18 protein-coding genes and 1 riboswitch are annotated in these 21,726 nt (G+C 41.9%); of the genes, 3 read left to right on the top strand and 15 right to left on the bottom strand.

The window, feature by feature from the left end:
• Positions 1-28 precede the first annotated feature (28 nt).
• From NYE72_RS14505 to NYE72_RS14460, 10 genes are all read right to left on the bottom strand, one after another.
• Positions 29-1,594, bottom strand: a complete 1,566-nt coding sequence (locus tag NYE72_RS14505) for an ABC-F family ATP-binding cassette domain-containing protein (RefSeq protein ID WP_339211975.1) — start codon at positions 1,592-1,594, stop codon at positions 29-31.
• 445 nt (positions 1,595-2,039) lie between these two features.
• Positions 2,040-3,350: a voltage-gated chloride channel family protein gene (locus NYE72_RS14500; protein ID WP_036678092.1), complete on the bottom strand. Its 1,311-nt coding sequence runs from the start codon at positions 3,348-3,350 to the stop codon at positions 2,040-2,042.
• A gap of 67 nt (positions 3,351-3,417) precedes the next feature.
• Positions 3,418-3,480, bottom strand: a riboswitch (Fluoride riboswitch).
• Positions 3,481-3,487: 7 nt separating this feature from the next.
• Positions 3,488-4,210 carry a YebC/PmpR family DNA-binding transcriptional regulator gene (locus NYE72_RS14495; protein WP_036678376.1) on the bottom strand — a complete coding sequence of 241 codons (723 nt, stop codon included), beginning with the start codon at positions 4,208-4,210 and terminating at the stop codon, positions 3,488-3,490.
• Between the two features lie 165 nt (positions 4,211-4,375).
• A complete protein-coding gene (locus tag NYE72_RS14490) occupies positions 4,376-5,503 on the bottom strand; it encodes a 5-methyltetrahydropteroyltriglutamate--homocysteine S-methyltransferase (protein ID WP_076316212.1) in 1,128 nt (375 codons plus the stop codon).
• A 139-nt stretch (positions 5,504-5,642) separates the two neighbouring features.
• Positions 5,643-6,758: a 5-methyltetrahydropteroyltriglutamate--homocysteine S-methyltransferase gene (locus NYE72_RS14485; protein WP_036678098.1), complete on the bottom strand. Its 1,116-nt coding sequence runs from the start codon at positions 6,756-6,758 to the stop codon at positions 5,643-5,645.
• 16 nt (positions 6,759-6,774) lie between these two features.
• Positions 6,775-7,707: a LysR family transcriptional regulator gene (locus NYE72_RS14480; protein ID WP_076105621.1), complete on the bottom strand. Its 933-nt coding sequence runs from the start codon at positions 7,705-7,707 to the stop codon at positions 6,775-6,777.
• A gap of 120 nt (positions 7,708-7,827) precedes the next feature.
• The gene (locus NYE72_RS14475; RefSeq protein ID WP_036678103.1) at positions 7,828-8,955 is read right to left on the bottom strand and encodes a phosphodiester glycosidase family protein; all 1,128 of its coding nucleotides are present in this window, start codon (positions 8,953-8,955) and stop codon (positions 7,828-7,830) included.
• 174 nt (positions 8,956-9,129) lie between these two features.
• Positions 9,130-10,671: a TPM domain-containing protein gene (locus NYE72_RS14470; RefSeq protein WP_339211973.1), complete on the bottom strand. Its 1,542-nt coding sequence runs from the start codon at positions 10,669-10,671 to the stop codon at positions 9,130-9,132.
• A 608-nt stretch (positions 10,672-11,279) separates the two neighbouring features.
• Positions 11,280-12,212: a cysteine synthase A gene (gene cysK / locus NYE72_RS14465; RefSeq protein ID WP_339211971.1), complete on the bottom strand. Its 933-nt coding sequence runs from the start codon at positions 12,210-12,212 to the stop codon at positions 11,280-11,282.
• Positions 12,213-12,323: 111 nt separating this feature from the next.
• A complete protein-coding gene (locus NYE72_RS14460; protein ID WP_036678110.1) occupies positions 12,324-13,346 on the bottom strand; it encodes a LacI family DNA-binding transcriptional regulator in 1,023 nt (340 codons plus the stop codon).
• A gap of 315 nt (positions 13,347-13,661) precedes the next feature.
• On the opposite strand from NYE72_RS14460, the gene NYE72_RS14455 reads away from it, so the two are divergent.
• Positions 13,662-14,714, top strand: a complete 1,053-nt coding sequence (locus NYE72_RS14455; RefSeq protein WP_036678113.1) for a 2,3-butanediol dehydrogenase — start codon at positions 13,662-13,664, stop codon at positions 14,712-14,714.
• 687 nt (positions 14,715-15,401) lie between these two features.
• On the opposite strand, the gene NYE72_RS14450 is transcribed toward NYE72_RS14455, so the two are convergent.
• Entirely contained in the window at positions 15,402-15,998 is a 597-nt protein-coding gene (locus NYE72_RS14450) for a GNAT family N-acetyltransferase (protein ID WP_076146092.1), read from the bottom strand.
• Entirely contained in the window at positions 15,995-16,675 is a 681-nt protein-coding gene (locus NYE72_RS14445) for an HAD family hydrolase (protein ID WP_036678119.1), read from the bottom strand. Before NYE72_RS14445 ends, NYE72_RS14450 begins: the two co-directional genes overlap by 4 nt.
• 129 nt (positions 16,676-16,804) lie before the next feature.
• On the opposite strand from NYE72_RS14445, the gene NYE72_RS14440 reads away from it, so the two are divergent.
• The gene (locus tag NYE72_RS14440; RefSeq protein ID WP_038570801.1) at positions 16,805-17,299 is read left to right on the top strand and encodes a DUF6803 family protein; all 495 of its coding nucleotides are present in this window, start codon (positions 16,805-16,807) and stop codon (positions 17,297-17,299) included.
• 78 nt (positions 17,300-17,377) lie between these two features.
• Here NYE72_RS14440 and NYE72_RS14435 read toward each other — a convergent pair whose 3' ends face one another.
• Positions 17,378-18,826, bottom strand: a complete 1,449-nt coding sequence (locus tag NYE72_RS14435; protein WP_038570799.1) for an MDR family MFS transporter — start codon at positions 18,824-18,826, stop codon at positions 17,378-17,380.
• A 153-nt stretch (positions 18,827-18,979) separates the two neighbouring features.
• Here NYE72_RS14435 and NYE72_RS14430 point away from each other — a divergent pair, with 153 nt between their 5' ends.
• Positions 18,980-19,528, top strand: coding sequence for a PadR family transcriptional regulator (locus NYE72_RS14430; protein ID WP_036678125.1), 549 nt, complete (start codon positions 18,980-18,982; stop codon positions 19,526-19,528).
• A gap of 60 nt (positions 19,529-19,588) precedes the next feature.
• Here the strand turns inward: NYE72_RS14430 and NYE72_RS14425 are convergent, their stop codons facing one another.
• Both NYE72_RS14425 and NYE72_RS14420 read right to left on the bottom strand, forming a co-directional pair.
• A complete protein-coding gene (locus NYE72_RS14425) occupies positions 19,589-20,986 on the bottom strand; it encodes a HAMP domain-containing sensor histidine kinase (RefSeq protein WP_076296736.1) in 1,398 nt (465 codons plus the stop codon).
• A complete protein-coding gene (locus tag NYE72_RS14420) occupies positions 20,983-21,690 on the bottom strand; it encodes a response regulator transcription factor (RefSeq protein ID WP_176462543.1) in 708 nt (235 codons plus the stop codon). Before NYE72_RS14420 ends, NYE72_RS14425 begins: the two co-directional genes overlap by 4 nt.
• Positions 21,691-21,726: the final 36 nt, after the last annotated feature.

Raw genomic sequence — 21,726 nt, 5'->3', positions numbered from 1 at the left:
TGGAACAGCTTCATGTTACTAGTTAACCTTATCTATGGCTATACTTTAGTTCTCTATTTCTATTTTCATCCACAATATTGATTACACGATCCACCCACCCTTGATAAAATTGCTCCTCATGAGAAACCAGAATCACTGTACCTTTAAATTGGATTAAAGCTTTCTGTAAAGCATCTTTTGTTTCGGCATCTAAGTGATTGGTGGGCTCATCTAAGATTAAGAAATTACATGCTGTAAGCAATAAAAGACACAGCTTAACTTTAGATTGTTCGCCACCGCTGAGTGTACGGATAGGCTGTGTAACGTGACTATCTTTTACAACACATAATGCTAGATGACGACGTATTTCCTTAATAGTCAATTTTGGATAAAACGATGAGACGATTTCAATAGGTGTCATGTTATCGTTTTCCCAAATTAAATCTTGCTCGTAGTAACCAATAGAGACTTGTTCGGCAAAGCGGAAAGACCCGGCAACACAGGGGATTTGACCAACTAATGTTTTCAGCAATGTTGATTTTCCGATGCCGTTAAAGCCTGTTATGACTATCTTTTGTCCTCCTCGAATCGAAAATGTTAATTTGGGCAGCAGCGGTTTGACGTAACCAACCACCAGATGGTCTACTCTAAGCGCAACTTGTGCATTAACAGGAAGCTCTTGAAAATGGATAGATGCTTTAGTGACAAACGTCGGTGCAGCGACTCTCTCCATACGATCCAGCTGCTTCTGACGGCCACGGGCAATTCTAGAATTAACACCAGCACCATTTTTCCGGATATATTGCTCAGTGGCTTCAATTTTTTTCTGCTGTGCATGGTACTGCCGGATATGGCTCTCGCGAAAATGCTCCTTCTGTCTCAAAAAATCAGCATATTTGCCATGATATTTCTTAATCGTTTCCCCTTCAATATCGCAAATGCTTGTTGATATTTTATCGAGAAAAGCATAGTTATGAGAGACCACAATGAAGGCTTGATCGAACGCTATCAGATATTCAGCAAGCCAGTTAATATGCGTGGTGTCGAGATAATTGGTGGGCTCGTCGAGCAATAACACATCAGGTTGTTCAAGCAACAGCTTTGCCAATATAACTTTGGTTCGCTGCCCCCCACTAAGCTGATCAATAGGACGGTCCATCCCCAATGCGTTTAATCCTAGCCCCGTAACCACTTTACTGATATTGCTCTCGATAGAATAATAGTTGAGCGCCTCGAGTCGTTCCTGAAGGTCTGCTGCCTTCTGCAAAAGCACTTCATTGCCAGTAACTGCACATTCCGCATAAAGTGCATTCATCTTTTCTTCCATTTTGTATAATTCAGTGAACGCTCGCCTTAAATAACTTTGAACTGTACTTGACCCATCAATAACCGCGTATTGATCAAGATGGCCTATTTTGATATTGGGCTGCCATTTAATCGTTCCACCATCAGGAATCACCTCGCCCGTCAGAATACCAATTAATGTGCTTTTCCCTGTTCCATTCTGACCCACCACACCTACATGCTCCCCTTTGTAGACTTCCAAAGAAACCTGTTTATACAGCACTTTATCTCCAAAAGCATGTGATAAATTAGAAACCTCAAGTAAACTCATTTACTTTCCTCTTTTCTATAATTGTTTTTAAGCACAAAAAAAGCAGAAGACACCGCGCCCTTGGGCGCAAGCCTTCTGCTTATCCGTGCACGAATAGACGGCACAAATAGATAATTGTCAGTTTGGAAACTGAACATTATAAACACAAAAGGCTGTAGACGAAAATTGTCTACAGCCTCTTAATCATAAACATCGGAAGATGGCATAATCAAATAAGCATGAATAATCACACTAAAATGACCTAGCTATCTTTCGATGATATAAAAAGCGATTCGCTTTTTGATTAAGCTCCGGACAACGTTTCATCGTTTGTATCCGATTGTTCGGAGCAGCTTCTGGTATATAATTTTTCAGTTTCCACATGAATCATGTTGAACCATCCCTTCGTTTGGTAACAGTTTAAAACGCATGCAGTTACTTGTCAACCATCATCCGAGAGGTCCTCTTATTTTTTGCGGGTGCGTTTGACCGTACCGATCCTAGTTCCTTGAGGAATTGTAATGAACTGGCTCTTCGATACACCGATAAGCTGTGAAGTATAAATACTACTATGTCCGGAGAATAAATAACTCACCACACAAGCGATAAACATGTATATGGCTCCTTCCGAACCAAACAGCTCGATCCCCATTAAAAAGCAAGCGATAGGCGTGCTAGTAGCTCCACAGAAGACAGCAATAAAACCGAGGGCAGCTAAAAAGGGTCCATACACATGTAATATTTCAGCCAAAGCATTGCCTAGTGTGGCACCAATCACAAATAACGGAGTAACCTCACCACCCTGAAATCCTGTTCCTAAGGTAAAGGCAGTAAAGATCAGCTTCCATAAAAAAGCGAACGGTGAGATATCTCCCTCAAAAGAATCCTTGATTAATGGAATTCCGAGGCCTAAGTAATCACGAGACCCTACAAGGAATACTAAGGCAATGATAATTAATCCACCTACTGCACCTTTTATCATTGGATTGCTTATCATGGCGGTGAAGATTCTTTTTAGAAAATGAGTCAGTTCACTGAAAAGCATACTCACGAGACCAAAAATTACAGAGGCCAATACCACTTTTAGAATAATCATTAAACTTAAGGCTGGAAATTCATTCACTACATAGTGTGTATGATGAACGCCCCACAATCGAGTGGTGACCAGATCACCAACAAAGCTAGCCACAAAACATGGAAGTAATGCCTGTTGACTAATAAGTCCAATGGTTACTACCTCTAGACCAAACAAAGTTCCTGCTAGTGGAGTGCCGAATATAGATCCAAAACCACCGCTAATTCCGCACATTAACAATATTTTGCGATCCATAGGACTGATTTTAATCAGCTTTCCGAACCATTCCGCAAGGCTTCCGCCCATTTGAACAGCTGTCCCTTCACGCCCAGCGGATCCACCGAATAAGTGGGTTACTAATGTTCCGAACAACACCAATGGAGCCATTCGCAAAGGTATGGTTTCTTGTCCGTCCTGAATTTGTTCTAGAATGAGGTTATTGCCTTTAGAACTGTTCTTGCCATATCGCATATATAAGAAACTAACAAGTACTCCCCCAAGAGGCAACAAATAAAGTAGCCACGGATGCTCTAAACGTACATCTGTAACGTAATCCAAGCTTTTCAGAAAAAAAGCAGAGGCGGTGCCGGATAAAATGCCAACCACACTACCAAGCACAATCCATTTGATAAAAGTACTCCAAAGTGCAAAATAACTTCGCTTCTTAGTGATTTCAAACCATCGGGTAGACCATGGATTCATCTCGACAGCTCCTAAGGACAAAATAAATTAGTCTCAACAATAAAACAGACCCCTACCAGGGAAGCTCACACTGGTAGGAGTCATTAGTCTCAGAGAGACAGTTATGGCGAACTCCATCGCCCTTTATAAAACTTAAATTATTCTTCTTCTGAATCTACGTTATGATACACTTGTTGAACATCTTCCAGGTCTTCCAAAGCATCAATCAATTTCTCGAATTGAGCTTGAGCATCTTCTGGGAGTGCCACATAGTTTTGTGGAAGCATGTTTAACTCAGCAACAGTAAATTCAGTGATGCCTGCATTTTTGAATACTTCTTGCACTGCATTGAACTGATCAGGCTCTGCATAAACAATAACTGCATCATCCTCTTCCAGCACATCGCGCACATCAAGTTCTGCATCAAACATCATTTCAATTACTTCATCAGCAGTTTTACCTTCCACACCTATAACGGCCGTAGAGTCAAACATGTAAGCTACTGATCCGCTGACACCCATATTTCCGCCATTCTTACTGAAGGTTGAACGGATCAATGGAGCTGTCCGATTAACGTTATTTGTGAGCGCATCAACGATGATCATTGAACCGCTAGGTCCAAATCCTTCATAACGAAGCTCTTCATAATTTTCTTCAGCGCTGCCTTTAGCTTTATCAAGCGCACGGTCAATGATCGCTTTTGGTACATTGTAAGTTTTTGCACGTTCTAATACAACTTTCAGAGCCCGGTTCGCTTCTGGATCGGGTTCACCCTTCTTTGCTGCTACATAAATCTCAACACCAAACTTTGCATAAACACGACTTGTGTTTGCATCTTTGGAAGCTTTCTTTTCTTTAATATTATTCCACTTACGACCCATATTGTTCCCGCTCTCTTTCAACATGAATTAAAAACAATTGTTACTTATTATACCCTTCTTCGATAGCTCTAGTAAAGTGCAGTAGTAGGTTAATCCTCTAAGCTGTCACAATACGCATAGAAAAAGGCTTCTGATTCAATCAGGAGCCTGCTAATTTTTTATAGATTACTGCCATATTTCATCTGCAATCCCTTTAATAAACTGCAGTTTGTCCCATTGTTGTTGATCTGTCAGATGGTTTCCTTCTTCCGTAGAGGCAAAACCACATTGTGGGCTCAGGCACAACTGATTGATATCCACATATTGCGAAGCTTCTTTAATCCGTCCTATGATTTCTTCTTTATTCTCAAGCTCACCTGACTTCGAACTGAACAAACCTAAAACCACTTGTTGATCTTTAATAAATCTAAGGGGTGCAAAATCTCCGGCCCGATCCGTATCGAACTCCAGATAGAAACCATCTACATCCACCGTTCCGAATAACACTTCTGCGATAGGCTCGTATCCGCCGGATGCTGCCCAAGTGGACGCATAGTTCCCACGGCATACATGCATCGTAATTACCATATCTGCTGGATGATCTTTTATCGCTTCGTTATTTACAAATGCGTATAGCTTAGCGATTTCGTTAACATCTACACCCTCTTTTTGACGAGCTTCCCAATATCCTTTATCACAGAGCATCCCCCATGTGCAGTCGTCCAATTGCAGATTACGGCAACCTGCCTCATAGAAGTCGCGAATAACTTCACGATAAGCTGCAGCAATATCAGCCACTAGTTCATCCTGGTTGTTGTAAACCGCTACAGTAGTCTTTTGATTGCGCTGAAGTTCAGCAAGGAACTGCGCTGGCGAAGGAATCGTTTGGCGAGCTACTACATCATTTCCCGCTATGCTAACCAATTGTCTGTAGTCAGCGATCATCGGATGGTTAGTCCCACGGATTTTTCCGGATAATTCTGCAGTTTCCGCTCTAGTCTCTACACCATTAAACAGGTAGCCCACTGGGCTGACTTTCTTTGTTACCCCTTCAAGGCCCCACATAAAATCTAAATGCCACCAAGAGCGGCGGAACTCTCCATCCGTTACACCTTTTAATCCGACCGCTTTTTGTCTTTTCACGACTCTGGTAATCTCTGTATCTTCAACCTTGCGCAATTCATCAGAGGAGATTTCATTATTTTGATATTGGACACGAGCTCTCTTAATCGTTTCCGGACGTAAGAAGCTGCCCACGATATCTACTCTGAATGGCACTTCAGTTCTTTGATTTCCTTTTTGGATGGTACTCATAGGGGTTCGTCCTCCTTCATTGTCTGTGCTTTTCTGTTGAATTCACTATAGCACTGTACAATCAGGACAGGGTAACTCCTAAAAACTATGGCCTACCATAAGCTTACGCTATAGCAGGCCACCAAATTAGCTTATTTAATTATAACCAGACCTCTCGGGCGGTTTCGATCACAAGGCGTACTTTATCCCACTGCTCTTCTTCGGTTAGAATATTTCCTTCCTCCGTAGAAGCAAATCCACACTGAGGACTTAGGCACAGCTTCTCAATATCTACATATTGCGCGGCTTCTTCGATCCTTGCCTTAAGCTGCTCTTTACTCTCCAGACCCCCATGTTTGGTTGTCACTAATCCCAACACTACAAATTGGTCTTTAATAAATCGTAAAGGCTCGAAATCACCAGCTCGTTCATTATCATATTCCAAGAAAAAGGCATCAACTTTTGTATTGGAAAAAAGCACCTCGGCAACAGGCTCATAACCACCAGCAGCGAACCAAGTGGAGCGAAAATTACCTCGGCATACGTGCAGAGCGATGGTCATATCATGCGGACGCTTCGCAATACTCTCATTAATCAGCCTAACATAATCCTTTGCTAACTGATCTGGATCTGTACCTCTACTGCGTAAATGTGCGCGATGTCTACCACTGCTCAGCGTTCCCCAAGTTGTATCGTCTAACTGGAGGTAACGGCAGCCTGCATCGTAAAATGCTTGAATCGCAGTTTGGTAAACCGCTATGATATCTTGAAATAAAGTTTCCTTATCAGGGTAAACTTCATTTCCATTAAACTCCTCCACAAAGTGAAATAATGCAGGTGAAGGAATCGTCATTTTGGGTATTCGGTCTCCCGCCATTTGCTTGAGCTTGATAAATTGCTGGAGCATCGGATGATCTTCAAAGGAAATTCGGTCAACAATTCGGAATGATTCCGCGCGCTGAACCGTTTCCGCTCTTCCACTCCCTTGGTTTAAGTTAATTTTTTCAGTTCCTTTAATTCCAACAAAGAAATCAAGATGCCACCAGGAACGGCGAAATTCACCATCTGTAACTGCTAATAATCCTACTTCCTTTTCTAGTTCCAGTAGTTTAGCAATCTCAATATTCTCTATTTCATAAAGCTCACTTCCTGTGATTTCACCATTCTCATATTGGAGGCGGGCTGCTTTAATTTCTTCCGTACGCAAGAAGCTGCCGACGATATCATAGCGAAAGGGTGGAGCATTTCTCTGGGTGCCAGTTACGGGTCTAATCATACCGATCCTCCTACAGCTATAGTAAAAAATGATTTAGATCAAAATAACTTCCGGAAACCAAGTCATTTAAGATTTCTATATACTTGGATGCCATCACACTAGGTCTGCGATCTTTATGTGCAATCCAACCAACCGTGAATACTTCATTACTCTCAAATGGAATCGTCTTCAGTCCATTACCGTTCAGATCGGATGCCATGATTCCTGTACCCACCGTATAACCGTCCGTGCCCATTAATAAATTGGTCAAGGTTGCCCGGTCATTCACTTTAATATTCTTCTCAATCTGAGAAAAACTTAACATTTCCTCCGAGAAGTGAAGTGAATTGTTCTCACCTTGTTCAAAAGTAATATACGGAAAAGGTAAAATATCGTCCTGCGAAATCCTTTCCTTCTGGGCAAGCGGATGTCCAGTTCTGACATAAAGATGTGGGTCGGTATTAAAGAGTGGCGTGAATTTCAGATTACCATCACTGAACAGCTTATTCATATGCTTATAGTTGCTCTCGTTAATATAAAGAATCCCTAAATCGCTACGGAGGGTACGCACATCTTCGATGATGTCGTAGGTTTGCGTCTCTCTCAAGCTGAAGTTGTACTCTGAGACATCACTTTGCTTCATGAGACTCACAAAAGCATCTACCACAAAAGCATAATGCTGAGTCGAAATGGAAAAATAGATTGGGCTACGCTTTTTCCCAGTATAACGATTCTCCATAAGCTCTGTTTGTTCAATGATTTGACGGGCATATCCGAGAAATTCCATTCCTTCTACAGAAATGCTTATTCCACGGTTCGTCCGTTCAAAGATGGTAATCCCAAGTTCATTTTCAAGCTCTTTAATAGCGTTGGACAGGCTCGGTTGAGAAACAAAGAGCTTCTTTGCCGCCTCATTCATGGAGCCACTATTTGCAATTTCGATAGCGTAGCGGAGCTGCTGCAACGTCACTCCTATTCCCCCTGTTCCAGACCTATTCGTACTGCATTCTGTTTCATACTAGCTGATATCGTAGCATAAATACATCTCTCATTCCAAGATAATCCTTTTCAGGTGCCCAATAACGCGTACTTATTGTGTTCTCTTTTTCCCAGCATCAATCTTGGCAGGATCTAGTCCTTTCCAAATATTTGGCATATCAACCTGTTCTGGATGCTCAAAAACTAAAAAGGCTGTAGGCAAATACCGCTCACCATATTGGGATGAAGGTTTATTCATAATCTCATTGTCTTTTACAAGTACCGTAGAAGATCCACCATCCAGATTAGCCGCTATCACGGCTCCATGCTTAAGCAAAATTTGCTGCACATCATAGAGATTTGCTCCAATACTATAAGTAGGCTGTCGACCGTCAATTACCACAAAAATAATAGCGCCATCTGCCCGCTGACCCATTGCTGTTCTAGGTGCAATCCCCCAACCTTCCGCTGCATTCTTAATCAATCCTTTGCCATTGACGATTAGCCGCGGGCTAAAAGTAACTGCCTCCTGAACCCCCATTTTACTAATCTCATCTAGTGTATAATTCCCGGCAACCATTTTTCCTTGTTTATCAAGACCAACAATCTGTGTAGATTTTTTACCGCCTAGACCGTTGTAATATAATTTACCTTGAGAGACTACAATTCCTATAGGTTTAAAACCGTTACCTTTCCAGTTCGGATCAGCGAACCCACCACCGTTAACTCCGGCGACAGCGCCTGTACGCTTCACCATACTGGTTACTTTTTCACCTGAACCAATCTTATTAGGTATTCCTAGCCGGACTTTGGTTGGATCATTAACAATCATTACATATCCGGTATAACCACTGCCTGAGACATTCTCAATCTCGACAAGTGGCTTCTCTACCACCTCAGGTTCGGGAGCGATCGTATGTGTATCTATTTCGTCCCCCATCTCTTCAAAACGGGCGGTATACTCGGTTACCCGGTCCTTCAGTTGATCTTCACCTATAATATATTTAGCCATATAGCGATGTTGTGTTGTAATTAGCGTATCTGCGATCGTATAACGTAAGTTCTGAGCCGAGGGTGCAAAATAAAGCCATCCACCAGCAGCGATCATTAAGAATAAGCAGAATAAAAAAACTTTGGATAAGGTGCGAAAAAAACTCCGTTTCTTACGCTTTTTTATTGGTTTCTTAACAGGTTTCTTATTGCGTGCATTGGAACGTTGAGGTAATGATGAAGTGCTCACTTCTAAGTATTCCTCCCTAAATATTACTAATTTGATAATATGTACAACTCGTCCTTATCATAGACGATGATTTTCGTTAAAAGTTTCTATTTGAGTAATAGTCATCATTTCAAAAACAAAAAAGAGCAGGTTTCCAAAGTTTTGGCTACCTGCTCACATATAGCTAATCAAATTCTAATGTCTTCCTACTCCACCTCCGCCGCTAGCGCTACCGCCGCCACCTGATGAGCCACCACCGCCGGAATAACCTCCTCCACCGGAAGAGCCACTATCATTGTTAGATCTGCTGCTGCTTGAAGAGCTGGAAGAATGTCTTCCTGCTCCGCCACCACTGCTGGAACCTCCACCACCATGGTTCTCGTTGCTTGAGGAATACCTTCCTGCACCGCCACCGTTAGTAGAGCCTCCGCCACCACTGTTTCCCCAGAAGCTTGACTGTGAGTTATTGGATGGTGTATTTCTATGATGATTATGATGGTGATGATAATAACGTCTGTGCCATCGTCTGCCATAACCGTAATCCGCTTGACCATGCCAAGGACCATAACGGCGTATATTCCTTTGACTATATGGATTAAATGGCAAACCATACATTTCTATATATCTATTGCGTCGTGAAGCAGTAAATCCAAATAAGATGAGCGAACCAAAAATTGCTGAGAAGATTAGAAAAGCCTTGCTTTTACTAACCGCCTCACCTCCAGTTATAGCAGTAGTAGAGGAAGTACCAGAGTTCGTTGTAGTTCCAGGATTAACATTGTTTCCGTTGTTTCCAGTGACTCCTTGCGGATGATCCGCTCTCGCTAACAAGAAACTGTAGAACGAATTAACTGTCGTTGTAGCTCCCGTTCCGTAATCTTTTTTCACAAATTGGGGTTCAAGCACGGTATTTAAAATATTACTAATAGCCTCATTGGTTAAAATCTTGTCGATATCCTTGCCTTGTAGAACATGATAGTTGTCTCCGCCTATGTCCAATACAAGCATAACATCCTTAGGACCAGCACCTACCGAAGCAAACTTCATATAGGTATAGTCCTGCAATGTTTTATCTCCAGCATTTTTTACGGTAACCACATAAATTCCACTTCCGGTTGTTGTTTTATATCTGTTGCTGGAATCGTTCAGATAGTCTTTAGTTACTTTTTTGAGCACACCCGCATTATCGGATACGTAATTTTTGGTGCCAACATTTTCTGCCCAAGTACCGCCCATAGCTTGAATAAAAGCTCCATACGTCTTCCTAGCACCATTACTGTATGTTTTAGCTGCGAAATCCGGCTCAAGATATTGTGAAAGAATCTCTTTAATCTTACTGTTAGGCAATGATTCCTCTATACCTTTACCTTGTACCGCCCAATAATCATCATCTTTTATAGAAAGGAGCAGCAGCAGACCGTTATTTTTATCCGCAGCCCCCACACCCCAGCTATTGAAAAGCGATTTTGCATACTCTTCCATCGAAACCCCTTCAGTAGAGTCGACAGTTACAAGCACAACTTGAGCTCCAGTAGCCTGATGTAATCGAATACCGTAGTTCACCATGTAATTCTCTGCTTTCTCGTCAATCACATTCGCAAAATCATTCACATAAAATGAACCCGTATGCTTAGGTACAGCAGTTTTGGCTAAACTTACAGCCGGCAAAAGCAATACACTTAACAATAAGGCAGCAAGTGTGGTACGTAGCAGTATTTTTAGAGTTCTCGTGTTCATATGTACCTCCTGATCTATCATTATCTCTCTTATTTATCGGTTACGCGCGGTTAGCGGAATAGTTCCATTTTATTCTAAACTGGAAATTACACAACAGGAAAAAACGATTAGAATTTGTGAGGCAGGTGATTTAAGGCGTGCGAGTCGCTTTAGGGGCAATCATCGTGTTGTGTTGAGGGATCAAACTCAAGAACATTGGAGTTTTGGAATCCTCCTACTGGATAACATACTTTTCGCCGATGCATCGGACTCAGGAGACGTTATTTTGTTCATTTGCGGGTTTGCGGCAGGCTATCGGACTCAGTTGCAGCTATTTACTTAAAACCACACCACTTATCCATAAATGTTGGCCAATAAGTGCTATACAGTCCGATAACGCAGCAAAATGAGCTTAAAAGGCGAAATAGCTGCAATACGGTCCGTAACACACTGAACTTCCTTGGCTACTATACAAAATTGGAGTTTTGGATTCCTCTTAAACTTCTTAGTTACTTGAGTACCCGTTATCTTGAGATACCCAGCCAATACTCCAACAACAAAAAGACTCAGCATATTGCTGAGCCTCATGATTTTAAAGCCAATTAGTTGGATCTCGAGCTCATGTTCCGTTAAAAATCAAACAGAGTAGTTGTTAAGTAACGCTCACCGGTATCCGGCAGAATTACCACGATGGTCTTGTCTTTATTCTCAGGACGCTTAGCGATTTGTGTAGCTGCGTAAACAGCTGCTCCGGAGGAGATACCCACCAGCAAACCCTCTGTTCTCGCAAGTGCACGTGATACGCTATAGGCATCATCATTTCTCACCTGAAAAATCTCATCCACTACCTCATTATCGTAATTCTCCGGAATAAAGTTAGCTCCAATGCCCTGAATCCCATGTCCCTTAGGACGGCCTCCTGATAAAACAGGGGAGTCAAACGGCTCGATGGCAACGATTTGGACTGCGGGGTTCTTTTCTTTCAACGCTTTTCCAACACCCGAGATAGTGCCTCCAGAACCAACACCCGCTATAAAAATATCTACATCTCCATCGGTATCCCGCCAAATTTCCTCAGCTGTAGTCGTTCTGTGTATTTCCGGGTTCGCAGGATTGCTGAATTGTTGGGGAATAAATGAATTTGGAATTTCCGCAGCTAATTGTTCTGCCTTTCTTACAGCTCCGCTCATCCCTTCAGTTCCCGGTGTTAACACAAGCTCAGCACCTAGTGCCAGCATTAATTTACGGCGTTCAATACTAAATGTATCTGGTAGGACGATGATCAGTGAATACCCCAAGCTAGCAGCTGCAAAAGCAAGTCCAATCCCAGTGTTTCCACTGGTAGGCTCAATAATGACAGAATCTTTATTGATGAGACCTCTCTCTTCCGCATCTTTGATCAATGCATACCCAATACGATCCTTAACACTACCTGCAGGATTAAAAGATTCCAGCTTGGCAAGAACCCTTGCTTCTACGTTTTGGGTTTTACTATACTTTGAAATCTCTAATAACGGTGTATTTCCGATCAGATCGGTTAAGCTCTTGTAAATATTAGCCATAATGATCCGCACCTCATTTCTTAATTTCCAATCAAATTACTCTGTATTAAGTCTAGCAGGATTTAAAGGATTTACAACCTATTGATTCTTATTAGTCGCAAATTAAGGCCGTTAATTCGTACTACGTCTAACCGAAACACTCGACTCTCGCACGATTAATCGTGGATCAAGCTGCACCCTTTGATACTCCCCGGTAATATTATCCTGAATACGTTGTAAAAGAAGCTGTGTGGCTAAACGCGCCACTTCATTCCCCATGATGGAAACCGAACTAATCTGAGGCGTTGTAATAGTTGTCCATGAGTTATTATCCACCCCAACCACCGCCACATCTTCCGGAACACGAACGCCTAATTCTTTAAAACGATTTACAATACCTATCGCCACCATGTCATTCACTGCATAAATAGCGTCTGGCATATGTGTCAGGCTGTAGAAATAATCAGCAGCTTGTAACCCCGTTTGCAAGGAAAAGTCTTCGCCAAAATAAACAAGCGAAATATCCACTTGTTTTAAAGCTTGCTGATAGGCAAGATAACGATCTTCAATAAGATCTTTTTGAGCTCCTGCATATGCAATTCTAGTTCGACCGATATTGATTAAATGCTCCATCACTAATTGACCTTCAAAACGTGACAAGCTGACGATGTCTGCTTTCACATTTTCTGTGATTCTTTTCCCGTAGTTAATGATGGAGACCGGAACACTCGATTTATTAATTAACTCTACCATGGTCTTTGGATAAGCAAGAGGCATGATAATGAGTCCATCTACATGTAATTTTTTGACCTCACGAATCGTTTCGAGCTCAGTGCGCGGGTTGCCAGAAGTATTAATTTGAATTACCCGATAGCTATGTTGTTTAGCGGCTTGCTCTACGGACCAGGCGATATCCGGAATAATTGCGTTGCGGATGTCAGGAACGGCCAGAGCAATTTGCTTCGTTTGGCGGATTTTGAGGCTTTGCGCAGAGGTGTTCGGAGTGAAACCCATCTCCTCAATCACTTGAAGTACCAGCGCCTTGGTCTTGGAACTAATTCCCTCTGAATTATTAATGGCTCTTGAGACAGTAGCAATACCTACCCCCGCCCGTTTCGCTACATCCTCTATGGTTACTTTGTTTTTATTAGCCACTCTGATAGTCCCCTTATTTCCGGAATCGTTTTCGTATTTATCTCTATTCCGCTCATCTAAAATCAAAATTCCAATGTAAAGATTATAACATAATACTGCATAGAAAAATACATATCTCAGCTACCGTCATGTGCCTTAACGCTTGATATAGCTCCGTTTTAGTGAAATATTTCACTAATTTTCGATATTAATATTTTCATTATTTAAATTTGACAATATGAAAATTATGTGACATATTTGTTCTCGGAAACGTTTCCTCTTTTTCAGAAATAAAACACTATTTATTATCAATTATTAATCTAGGAGATGAATGATATGCAAGCATTAAGATGGCATAACGTCAAAGATCTACGGTTAGAAACGATTGAAGAACCAGCAGCCCTTGAAGGAAAAGTGAAAATCAAAATCGAATGGTGCGGAATTTGTGGCAGCGATCTTCATGAATATGTAGCCGGCCCTATTTTCATCCCCCAAGGTACTGATCATCCCCTTACTGGTGAAAAAGCTCCAGTCGTAATGGGACATGAATTTTCTGGACAAATCGTAGAAGTAGGTAAAGGCGTTAGCAAGTTTAATGTTGGTGATCGCGTCGTCGTTGAACCTGTTTTTGCATGTGGTGAATGTGTGGCTTGTCGACAAGGTAAATATAATCTTTGTGAAAAAATGGGCTTCCTAGGTTTGGCTGGTGGTGGCGGTGGATTCTCAGAATACGTCGCAGCAGACCAACATATGGTGCACAAAATTCCAGACAGCTTATCCTATGAACAAGGTGCTCTCGTGGAACCTTCTGCCGTTGCTCTACACGCTGTTCGTTCCAGTCAACTAAAGGTTGGAGATAAAGCTGTAGTATTCGGTGCTGGCCCAATCGGTTTGCTGGTCATTGAAGCTTTGAAAGCATCCGGTGCAGCGGAAATCTATGTTGTAGAACTTTCTGAAGAACGTAAGAGTAAAGCTGAAGAACTCGGTGGTATTGTAATCGATCCTAAACAATATGATGTGGTCGAAGAAATTCAAAAACGTACCGATGGTGGCGTAGATGTTGCTTTTGAAGTCACTGGCGTCCCTCCCGTTCTAACCCAAGCCATTAATTCCACTAAATTGAGTGGACAAATCATGATCGTTAGTATTTTCGAAAAAGATGCTACGATTACTCCAAACAATATCGTACTTAAAGAACGCAACTTAACTGGTATCATCGGATACCGTGATGTTTTCCCAGCTGTAATTAGCTTGATGGAACAAGGGTACTTCCCTGCTGAGAAGCTTGTTACTAAGAGAATTAAACTGAATGAAGTGATTGATCACGGGTTTGAGGCACTTTTGAAAGAAAAAAATCAAGTAAAAATCCTTGTAAGTCCTAAACAATAACCATAAGCAGCCTATTGGCTGAATCATAAAAGAAGGCGCTGCCCCTAGCAGCTCTTTCTAGAATTTGTAGCGGTCTCTGTTATTAAAAAAACAACCAGGCAGCGATACTCCGGGAAATGGAGTATCGCTGCCTGGTGTTTTTGATCTGTGGCGGGGCTTAAGCAAATTTATGGGCAAATCCTTATATACTCTGATTTAACCCGCTTAAACATCCGCTGATCCACCAAAGTATAATTGTCCACACACTATGCTGGAGCTGCCAAGTCTGATGCTCTTGAGGGATCCTTTCGGACCGTCCGTAGCTTCCGGTATCCCCTCTTAGTATACTTCTAGCACCTAATTTAAAGGATTTGAATGAGATAATGGGGAGTGATATAGGGTGAATGTGAAATAACTGCATTCTGTGCACTTATTCCGGATGAAAAAGCAACTATACTTGTTTTAATTGTATTCTGTACAATTAAAAACCTAAAAATCTACCTATACGGAAGTAAATGAGGAAAATAGATGTACTAAATACAGTTATATCTATGACCCAACCAATTAAGGAATTATAGTTGTACAAAATACAATTAAACGCTCTGCTTCAACTAATTGCTTCCATCGCCACTCTGATTCATCTATTCTAGATGAAGTGTAGCACCCTATGGAACAGCCCCTAGCCCGTTTGTTTGCTACTATCTATACTTATGCGTATTTATCATTTATCAAATAATGCAGATTTTCTTTTACAGCAGGCCATTCGGTATCCAATATGCTAAAGACCACATTATCATGAATCGATCCGTCAGACTTGATTCTATGCTTGCGCAGAACTCCTTCTTTAACCGCCCCAATTCGTTCTACTGCTCTTTGTGACCTCAAGTTGTTCGCGACCACTGTAAATTCTACACGGATCAGCTTAAGTTCTTCAAAACAATAGTGTAGCAGCAGCGACTTGCCCTCTGTGTTCACACTAGTTCTCCAATAATCAGGCGAGATCCAGGTACATCCGATTTCCGCATTGCGATGAACCAAATCCGGATGCATAATCCTTGTGGTTCCGATAATTCGCTCCGTTGCTTTATCAATGATAGTAAAGGTAATTTGTGAACCGTTCTTTTGATTCGCTAAAGCTGTTGAGATTAATCCTTGCACCTGCTCGTCCGACGTTATTTTTCGCCAGGTAAATTCCCAGATGTCTGGATTTCTTAACACTCTCGCCAATCCTTCTGCATGACTTTCATCTATTGGAACCAGCTTAATCGATTTCCCGTCAAGTATTTCAGTATTCATAACACTCATTTGGTGCACCGTTCTCTCAATGAAATATGCTGAATGATATCTGCAATTTCTTCCACACGAAAGGCGATATGGTCTGCTCCGGCTTGTTCAAGCTCTTCCTTGGGACCATAACCAAAAGTCACTCCAATAGATTCGACACCACAGCCAATAGCACCGATCATATCATGCTTACGATCTCCTATCATTACCGCTTCCTCTGGATGTATGTCATTCTCATCAAGCACGTACTGAATAACCTCTTGCTTCTTAGAACGGGTACCGTCCAGATTACTTCCTCCGATATGTTTGAAATAATGATCGAGCTTATAATGCTCAAGAATCTGTGCTGCAAAAACAGTCGGTTTGGAGGTTGCTACATACAATGAGTATCCATTCGTCTTAAGTCCCTCCAGCAATTGGGGTATACCTTCAATCACCATATTCTCAAATAATCCCGTGGCACTGTAACGCTCCCGGTAAAAAGCAACCGCTTGAAGCGCTTGTTCCTCAGTGAAATGGTGCAGCTCGATAAATGAATCATATAACGGAGGACCTATGTAAGGAAGAAGCTCATCCAAATGTTCGATCTGTATATCAAATTTGTTCAAAGCGTATTCTACGCTTTTGGTAATGCCTTCTTTGGGGTCTGTTAAAGTACCATCTAAATCAAATAAAATGTTTTGTAATCCTCTTCCCACGGTTGTCTTGCTCCCCTCGACTGTTATTATTGCATATATTTATCATACCTTCGTTTCCACATACTTTCCACATACTTCTCGAATACGATAAGTAACCGAAGCTATTACATATTATCGGAGGAGTATCTTATGAACATGACGCATTACATGTCTTTGCTAGCGGACAACCAGCCTTGGAACTTGATTATATTCATGGCAATCCCCGTGATTTTTGCTGAGACGATTACCATTACAGAGTTTATTATTTTATTCACCAAGAACCTAAAAGGCCCACTACGATCCTTCAACAAAGTCTGCAGCATACTCGCAGGGTTATATTTCACAGGGGTATTCCTTTACTTGTTCCCAACTGCGTTTATTCCTTTGTCTGTGAATGGGGAATGGCACACATGGGTTGATATCGTAGCCGTGGGCTTCTATTTAAGCGGAGTACTCTTCTTATTGCCACTGGCTTTGTTAGATCTTGATCTGATTGCCCGTAAACGATCGGAAGAGCACAAGATGAAGCTGCATTTTCTGCTAATTAGTGGCTTCTTGGTCGTGGCGCATATAGCGATGATATTTGGGATGATTAATCCGGAAATTGTGGGCAGTATGGGTGGAATGGGCGATATGATGCATTAAAGTTTATTAACATAACGTAATCTAAGTCAAAAAGCAGATCAAGGATAAAACCTTGATCTGCTTTTTTTCTCGTACCGGTTATCCCGCGCTTTGTACAGTTACCACAGTACGCTTCTTGCGTAATAAAAACATCAGCGGAAATCCAAACAACACGATAATGGAACCTACCACAAAAACATCATTCACACCCATCGTGAACGATAGTAAACGTATCGAATCTGTATTACTTGCACCGGAGCTGATCAACTCTTTAGAGTGGAGTAAAGATCTACTCGACAACAGGGAAGTGAATACTGCAATCCCAAGTGAGCTTAACACATTGCGGACCCAGTTGTTGATCGACGTAGCATGCCCAGACCATTCGACGGGAATTTCCTCCATTGAGGCTGTACTGCTTGGAACATTGGCTAGTCCAATGCCGAGATTACGAACGACCATCGCCCACATAATAAAGCTATAAGATATGTTCGTTTGCAGCCGACTAAGCATGAATAAACCGATGAATATAAATAAAATACCCGCAGAAATCAACTTCACAGGTCCGAACTTTGGATACAGCTTACCTACGATTGGACTCAGCAAGGCAAGGAGGATCGAGGACGGCAATAAAATCAGCCCTGTTTTAAGCGTTGTAGCCCCTTCTACCGTTTGTAAGAACAAAGGGGTTAAATAGGTTCCGGCATACATCGCAATCGTAACCAAACTATAGATACTAAGCATGGCGGTAAAACGGCGATTACGGAATACACGCAAATTCAGCAGAGGCACCTCCGCCTTCAGCTCGCGCAAAACAAACAAAATTAACAACACAACCCCCAAAAGGATTAACGATAAAGTTTTCCATGAAGTCCATCCCCAGCTGTTGCCTTGGCTAAATGCGGTTAATAACGATAAACTACCGAGGACAACGGTGAGGAAACCAGGAATATCAAATGACTTCGGAATATTCATTCGATAATATGGGATTAACGTTAGGGTTAGAATAACAGCTATAATTCCAATAGGAATGTTAATTAAGAATAACCAATGCCAGCTGGCATATTGGAGCAGCCAACCGCTAAACGTCGGACCTATGGCTGGCGCGACCATCGCGGATAGCGACCAGAGGCTTACAGCAAACGGTCTGCGTTCTCCCGGTATTACTTGAAATATGATGGTCATCGTACAAGCCATAATGAGACCGCTACACGAACCCTGAAGCATCCGAAATACAATTAATGATGTTGGATCCCATGCCAAAGCACAAAGCAAAGAGAACATGGTGAATCCCATCAAGGCGAAAAGATAAAGCCTTTTGTAGCTGAATCTTCCTCCGAGATATCCGGCGAGTGGTGCGGTTACTCCTGTCGCCAGCATAAAACCGGTGACCATCCATTGCATGGTGTTCAGACTCGTATTGAAATGATCCATTAAAAGAGGAACAGCAATGTTGATCGTCGTTGTACTTAAGACAGAGACGAAATTTCCGAAGAATATGGCAATCATGATCGGCCAAAAATGTATTTTGCTTGCTTGATTTTCTTCCATGCTTCCCCTCCTCATTATTTTTTATATGTCTACTTTTACATATATAAGGTGACTTGAATAATGTTATAATCGTATGATCAATATGTCAATGATGACATATCCCCGAAAAATTCAATGAAAACGGATTTATAATAACTGGAGGGCTTTATAGTAATGAATACACTGTCTTATGGACTTCTAGCTTTACTTAGCGCTAACTCATTGTCTGGATATGAATTAACTCAGAATATCAAGCCGCTCTGGCGTGCTGGACATAGTCAAATCTACCCTCTATTAATGAGCATGGAGCAACAAGGTTATATCACCTTTAAGCTCATTGAACAGACCGACAAACCGGATAAAAAAGAATACTCCATTACGGAAGCAGGACTGAAGCAATTGCGGCAATGGGTGGAAACTCCTGCTGAGCCTCCGGTGCTGCGGGATGAACTGCATTTTAAGCTGTATAGCTTATGGCTATCCAACCCGGCAGAAGCCAAGGACCTATTACTAAAACGTGCAGAGTTTTGTAAGAGTGAGTTGGAGCGATACAAGGTTTTGCTCAAAGCAAACGAAGTCTTGCGTGATGAACGCGGTGAGACTCGTGAGTTAAAAGCCACAACTTTTGGACGTTATTTACTGATCCGCAAACGTGTGCTTGATATGGAGAGCTCTATACAATTTTGCGAATGGGCACTTGAAGAGCTTGAGTCGAATCAATAACATTATAAACAAGCAAAAAAGAGACCTCATTTTGTATCTGAAGTCTCTTTTTACTTACATTTATTCGGATTTAGATAGATTCAATAGTTGCACCTCGCAACGAGTACCCGCTCCAGGCTGACTTATCATTCGAATCTTGCCTCCATGCAATTCCACCAGCTTTTTAACAATGGAAAGTCCCAGACCTGAACCGCCGTATTGTCTTGAACGTGATTTCTCTACCCGGTAGAAACGCTCGAAGATATAGGGAAGCTCTTCCTCAGGAATACCTATTCCTGTATCTTCAACAATTAGAGTTGCAGCATCCGCTGCAAATTCCATATGAACAATAATCTCACCTTCATCCGTATAACGAATTGCATTTTCCAGAAGGTTCATAATAATCTGTTCCATACGTTTTTGATCTCCACGGATCATATACGCATCTCCGCTAAGCTGAAGCTTCAGCAGTAACCCCTTCTCCTTTGCTTTCAGTTCAACTCTGCGCACGGCTTGTTCCGCTAGCTGACTGAGATCGATCCACTCTTGGGTAAGAGTAACCTTTCCTTCCTCCATCTTTGCCAGTTCAAATAAATCATCCACAAGATGCTGGAGCCGATGTGCTTCCTGATGAATGATATCCAAGTATAGATCTCTTTCCCCTTCGGTCTCGTAAAGTCCATCTTTTATTACCTTGGTATACCCCTCCAAATATGTAATGGGCGTTCTCAGCTCATGTGAGATATTTGCCAGAAATTCCTGACGTGTATCCCTGTATCGTTGCAGATCGACAGCCAGATCATTTATAGCCTCTGCCAAAAAACCAATCTCATCGTTGCTACGTATAGAAAGTCTCGTTTCCAGCTCGCCAGCCGCGATTTTCCGGGTTGCCTTTTGCATCTTGATCAGAGGTTTGGACAAAATCATGGCGATCACACCAGTGATCCCTATAGCCAATATAAAAGCCCCTATTCCTGCAATCAGCAGCAGGTTCCGGATGGAAGCCAAAGATTGCTTCATACTCTCTGTAGAGGACATTACATAAAGTGCAGACTGAGTTGTATCCCCCTCCATTATTGGTTTTCCAATGATAAAATAGGAATGTCCAGCAGGATCTTTATACTCAAAATCAACACTTTTCCCAGCGAAAATCCGGCTAACATCCGAAGCTTGGATGAATGAACGATCCGAACGATCATGTACACCCGAGTGGAGTATCACATTGCCATCCTTCGAGATATTAAAGATACTGACATCCGAAAATTCTGCAAAGGTACTCATCATCTGCTCATTTGAACTATCCTGCGATTCCGCCATTCCGATAAAATGTGAGGTGAGTTCCTCCGTCTCTTTTTGCATCTCGTTGTAATAGAAGCTTGTAAACATCCGGTCTATAGTAATTCCAAGAACAAGCAAAACTACTAAAAAAACAGACATTATAATATAACCAAGCTTAAGTCCGATGATGTTATTTTTCATACCAGATTACCTGGAGCGTGAAATTTATAACCTAACCCCCACACTGTTTGAACCGGATTATAGGAGAGGCCTGCCTTATGCAATTTCTCACGGATATTCTTAATATGGGTGTCGATAACACGATTCTCCCCCTCATAATTATTCCCCCATAATCGTTCCACCAGTTCTTCTCTCGTAAAAACCCGGGTAGTGTTTTGCGCCAAAGTAGCCAGTAAATCAAACTCCTTGAGAGTGAATTCAATGGATGTATCCTGAATATGTACCTCCCTAGCTTCTGGGTATATTTTAAAATCAGGGTATGTGAGCACCTTATCCTGAGGTTGGTGGGCAAATGTAAGTGTTGAACGCCGCAGCAGAGAATAAATCCTAGCCACTAATTCTTCCGGCTCAAACGGTTTAGTAAGATAATCATCTGCTCCTATACCGAGACCACGTACCTTATCCTTGGTTTCAGAACGTGCGGTTAGCATTAGAATTGGGATAGAGCTTGTCTCCCTCACCAGCTTGCAGACCTGCCAGCCATCCATATCCGGCATCATCACATCCAGCAAGATTAGGTCAAAGCTGTGTTGTTTCAACAGTTGGAGTGCCTCATGACCCGTTGACGCCTCTTTTGTAGACATCCCTTCTTTACTTAAATAAATCCGCAATAAATTCCGCATGTTCCATTCATCATCTACGATCAGTATCTGTAGCTTATTCAAGCCGTTCACCCTCTTTATGACCTAGTTCTTCTCATT

The organism is Paenibacillus sp. FSL L8-0333 (assembly GCF_037965665.1).
Lineage (GTDB): Bacteria > Bacillota > Bacilli > Paenibacillales > Paenibacillaceae > Paenibacillus_AQ > Paenibacillus_AQ odorifer.
This window is presented reverse-complemented; position numbering and strand designations above follow the sequence as displayed.

What these genes read in the sequence shown, in the direction of transcription:
- NYE72_RS14505 (WP_339211975.1), bottom strand. Translation starts at nt 1,594, where the DNA reads ATGAGTTTACTTGAGGTTTCTAATTTATCACATGCTTTTGGAGATAAA.
- NYE72_RS14500 (WP_036678092.1), bottom strand. Translation starts at nt 3,350, where the DNA reads ATGAATCCATGGTCTACCCGATGGTTTGAAATCACTAAGAAGCGAAGT.
- NYE72_RS14495 (WP_036678376.1), bottom strand. Translation starts at nt 4,210, where the DNA reads ATGGGTCGTAAGTGGAATAATATTAAAGAAAAGAAAGCTTCCAAAGAT.
- NYE72_RS14490 (WP_076316212.1), bottom strand. Translation starts at nt 5,503, where the DNA reads ATGAGTACCATCCAAAAAGGAAATCAAAGAACTGAAGTGCCATTCAGA.
- NYE72_RS14485 (WP_036678098.1), bottom strand. Translation starts at nt 6,758, where the DNA reads ATGATTAGACCCGTAACTGGCACCCAGAGAAATGCTCCACCCTTTCGC.
- NYE72_RS14470 (WP_339211973.1), bottom strand. Translation starts at nt 10,671, where the DNA reads ATGAACACGAGAACTCTAAAAATACTGCTACGTACCACACTTGCTGCC.
- cysK (WP_339211971.1), bottom strand. Translation starts at nt 12,212, where the DNA reads ATGGCTAATATTTACAAGAGCTTAACCGATCTGATCGGAAATACACCG.
- NYE72_RS14455 (WP_036678113.1), top strand. Translation starts at nt 13,662, where the DNA reads ATGCAAGCATTAAGATGGCATAACGTCAAAGATCTACGGTTAGAAACG.
- NYE72_RS14450 (WP_076146092.1), bottom strand. Translation starts at nt 15,998, where the DNA reads ATGAGTGTTATGAATACTGAAATACTTGACGGGAAATCGATTAAGCTG.
- NYE72_RS14440 (WP_038570801.1), top strand. Translation starts at nt 16,805, where the DNA reads ATGAACATGACGCATTACATGTCTTTGCTAGCGGACAACCAGCCTTGG.
- NYE72_RS14435 (WP_038570799.1), bottom strand. Translation starts at nt 18,826, where the DNA reads ATGGAAGAAAATCAAGCAAGCAAAATACATTTTTGGCCGATCATGATT.
- NYE72_RS14430 (WP_036678125.1), top strand. Translation starts at nt 18,980, where the DNA reads ATGAATACACTGTCTTATGGACTTCTAGCTTTACTTAGCGCTAACTCA.
- NYE72_RS14425 (WP_076296736.1), bottom strand. Translation starts at nt 20,986, where the DNA reads ATGAAAAATAACATCATCGGACTTAAGCTTGGTTATATTATAATGTCT.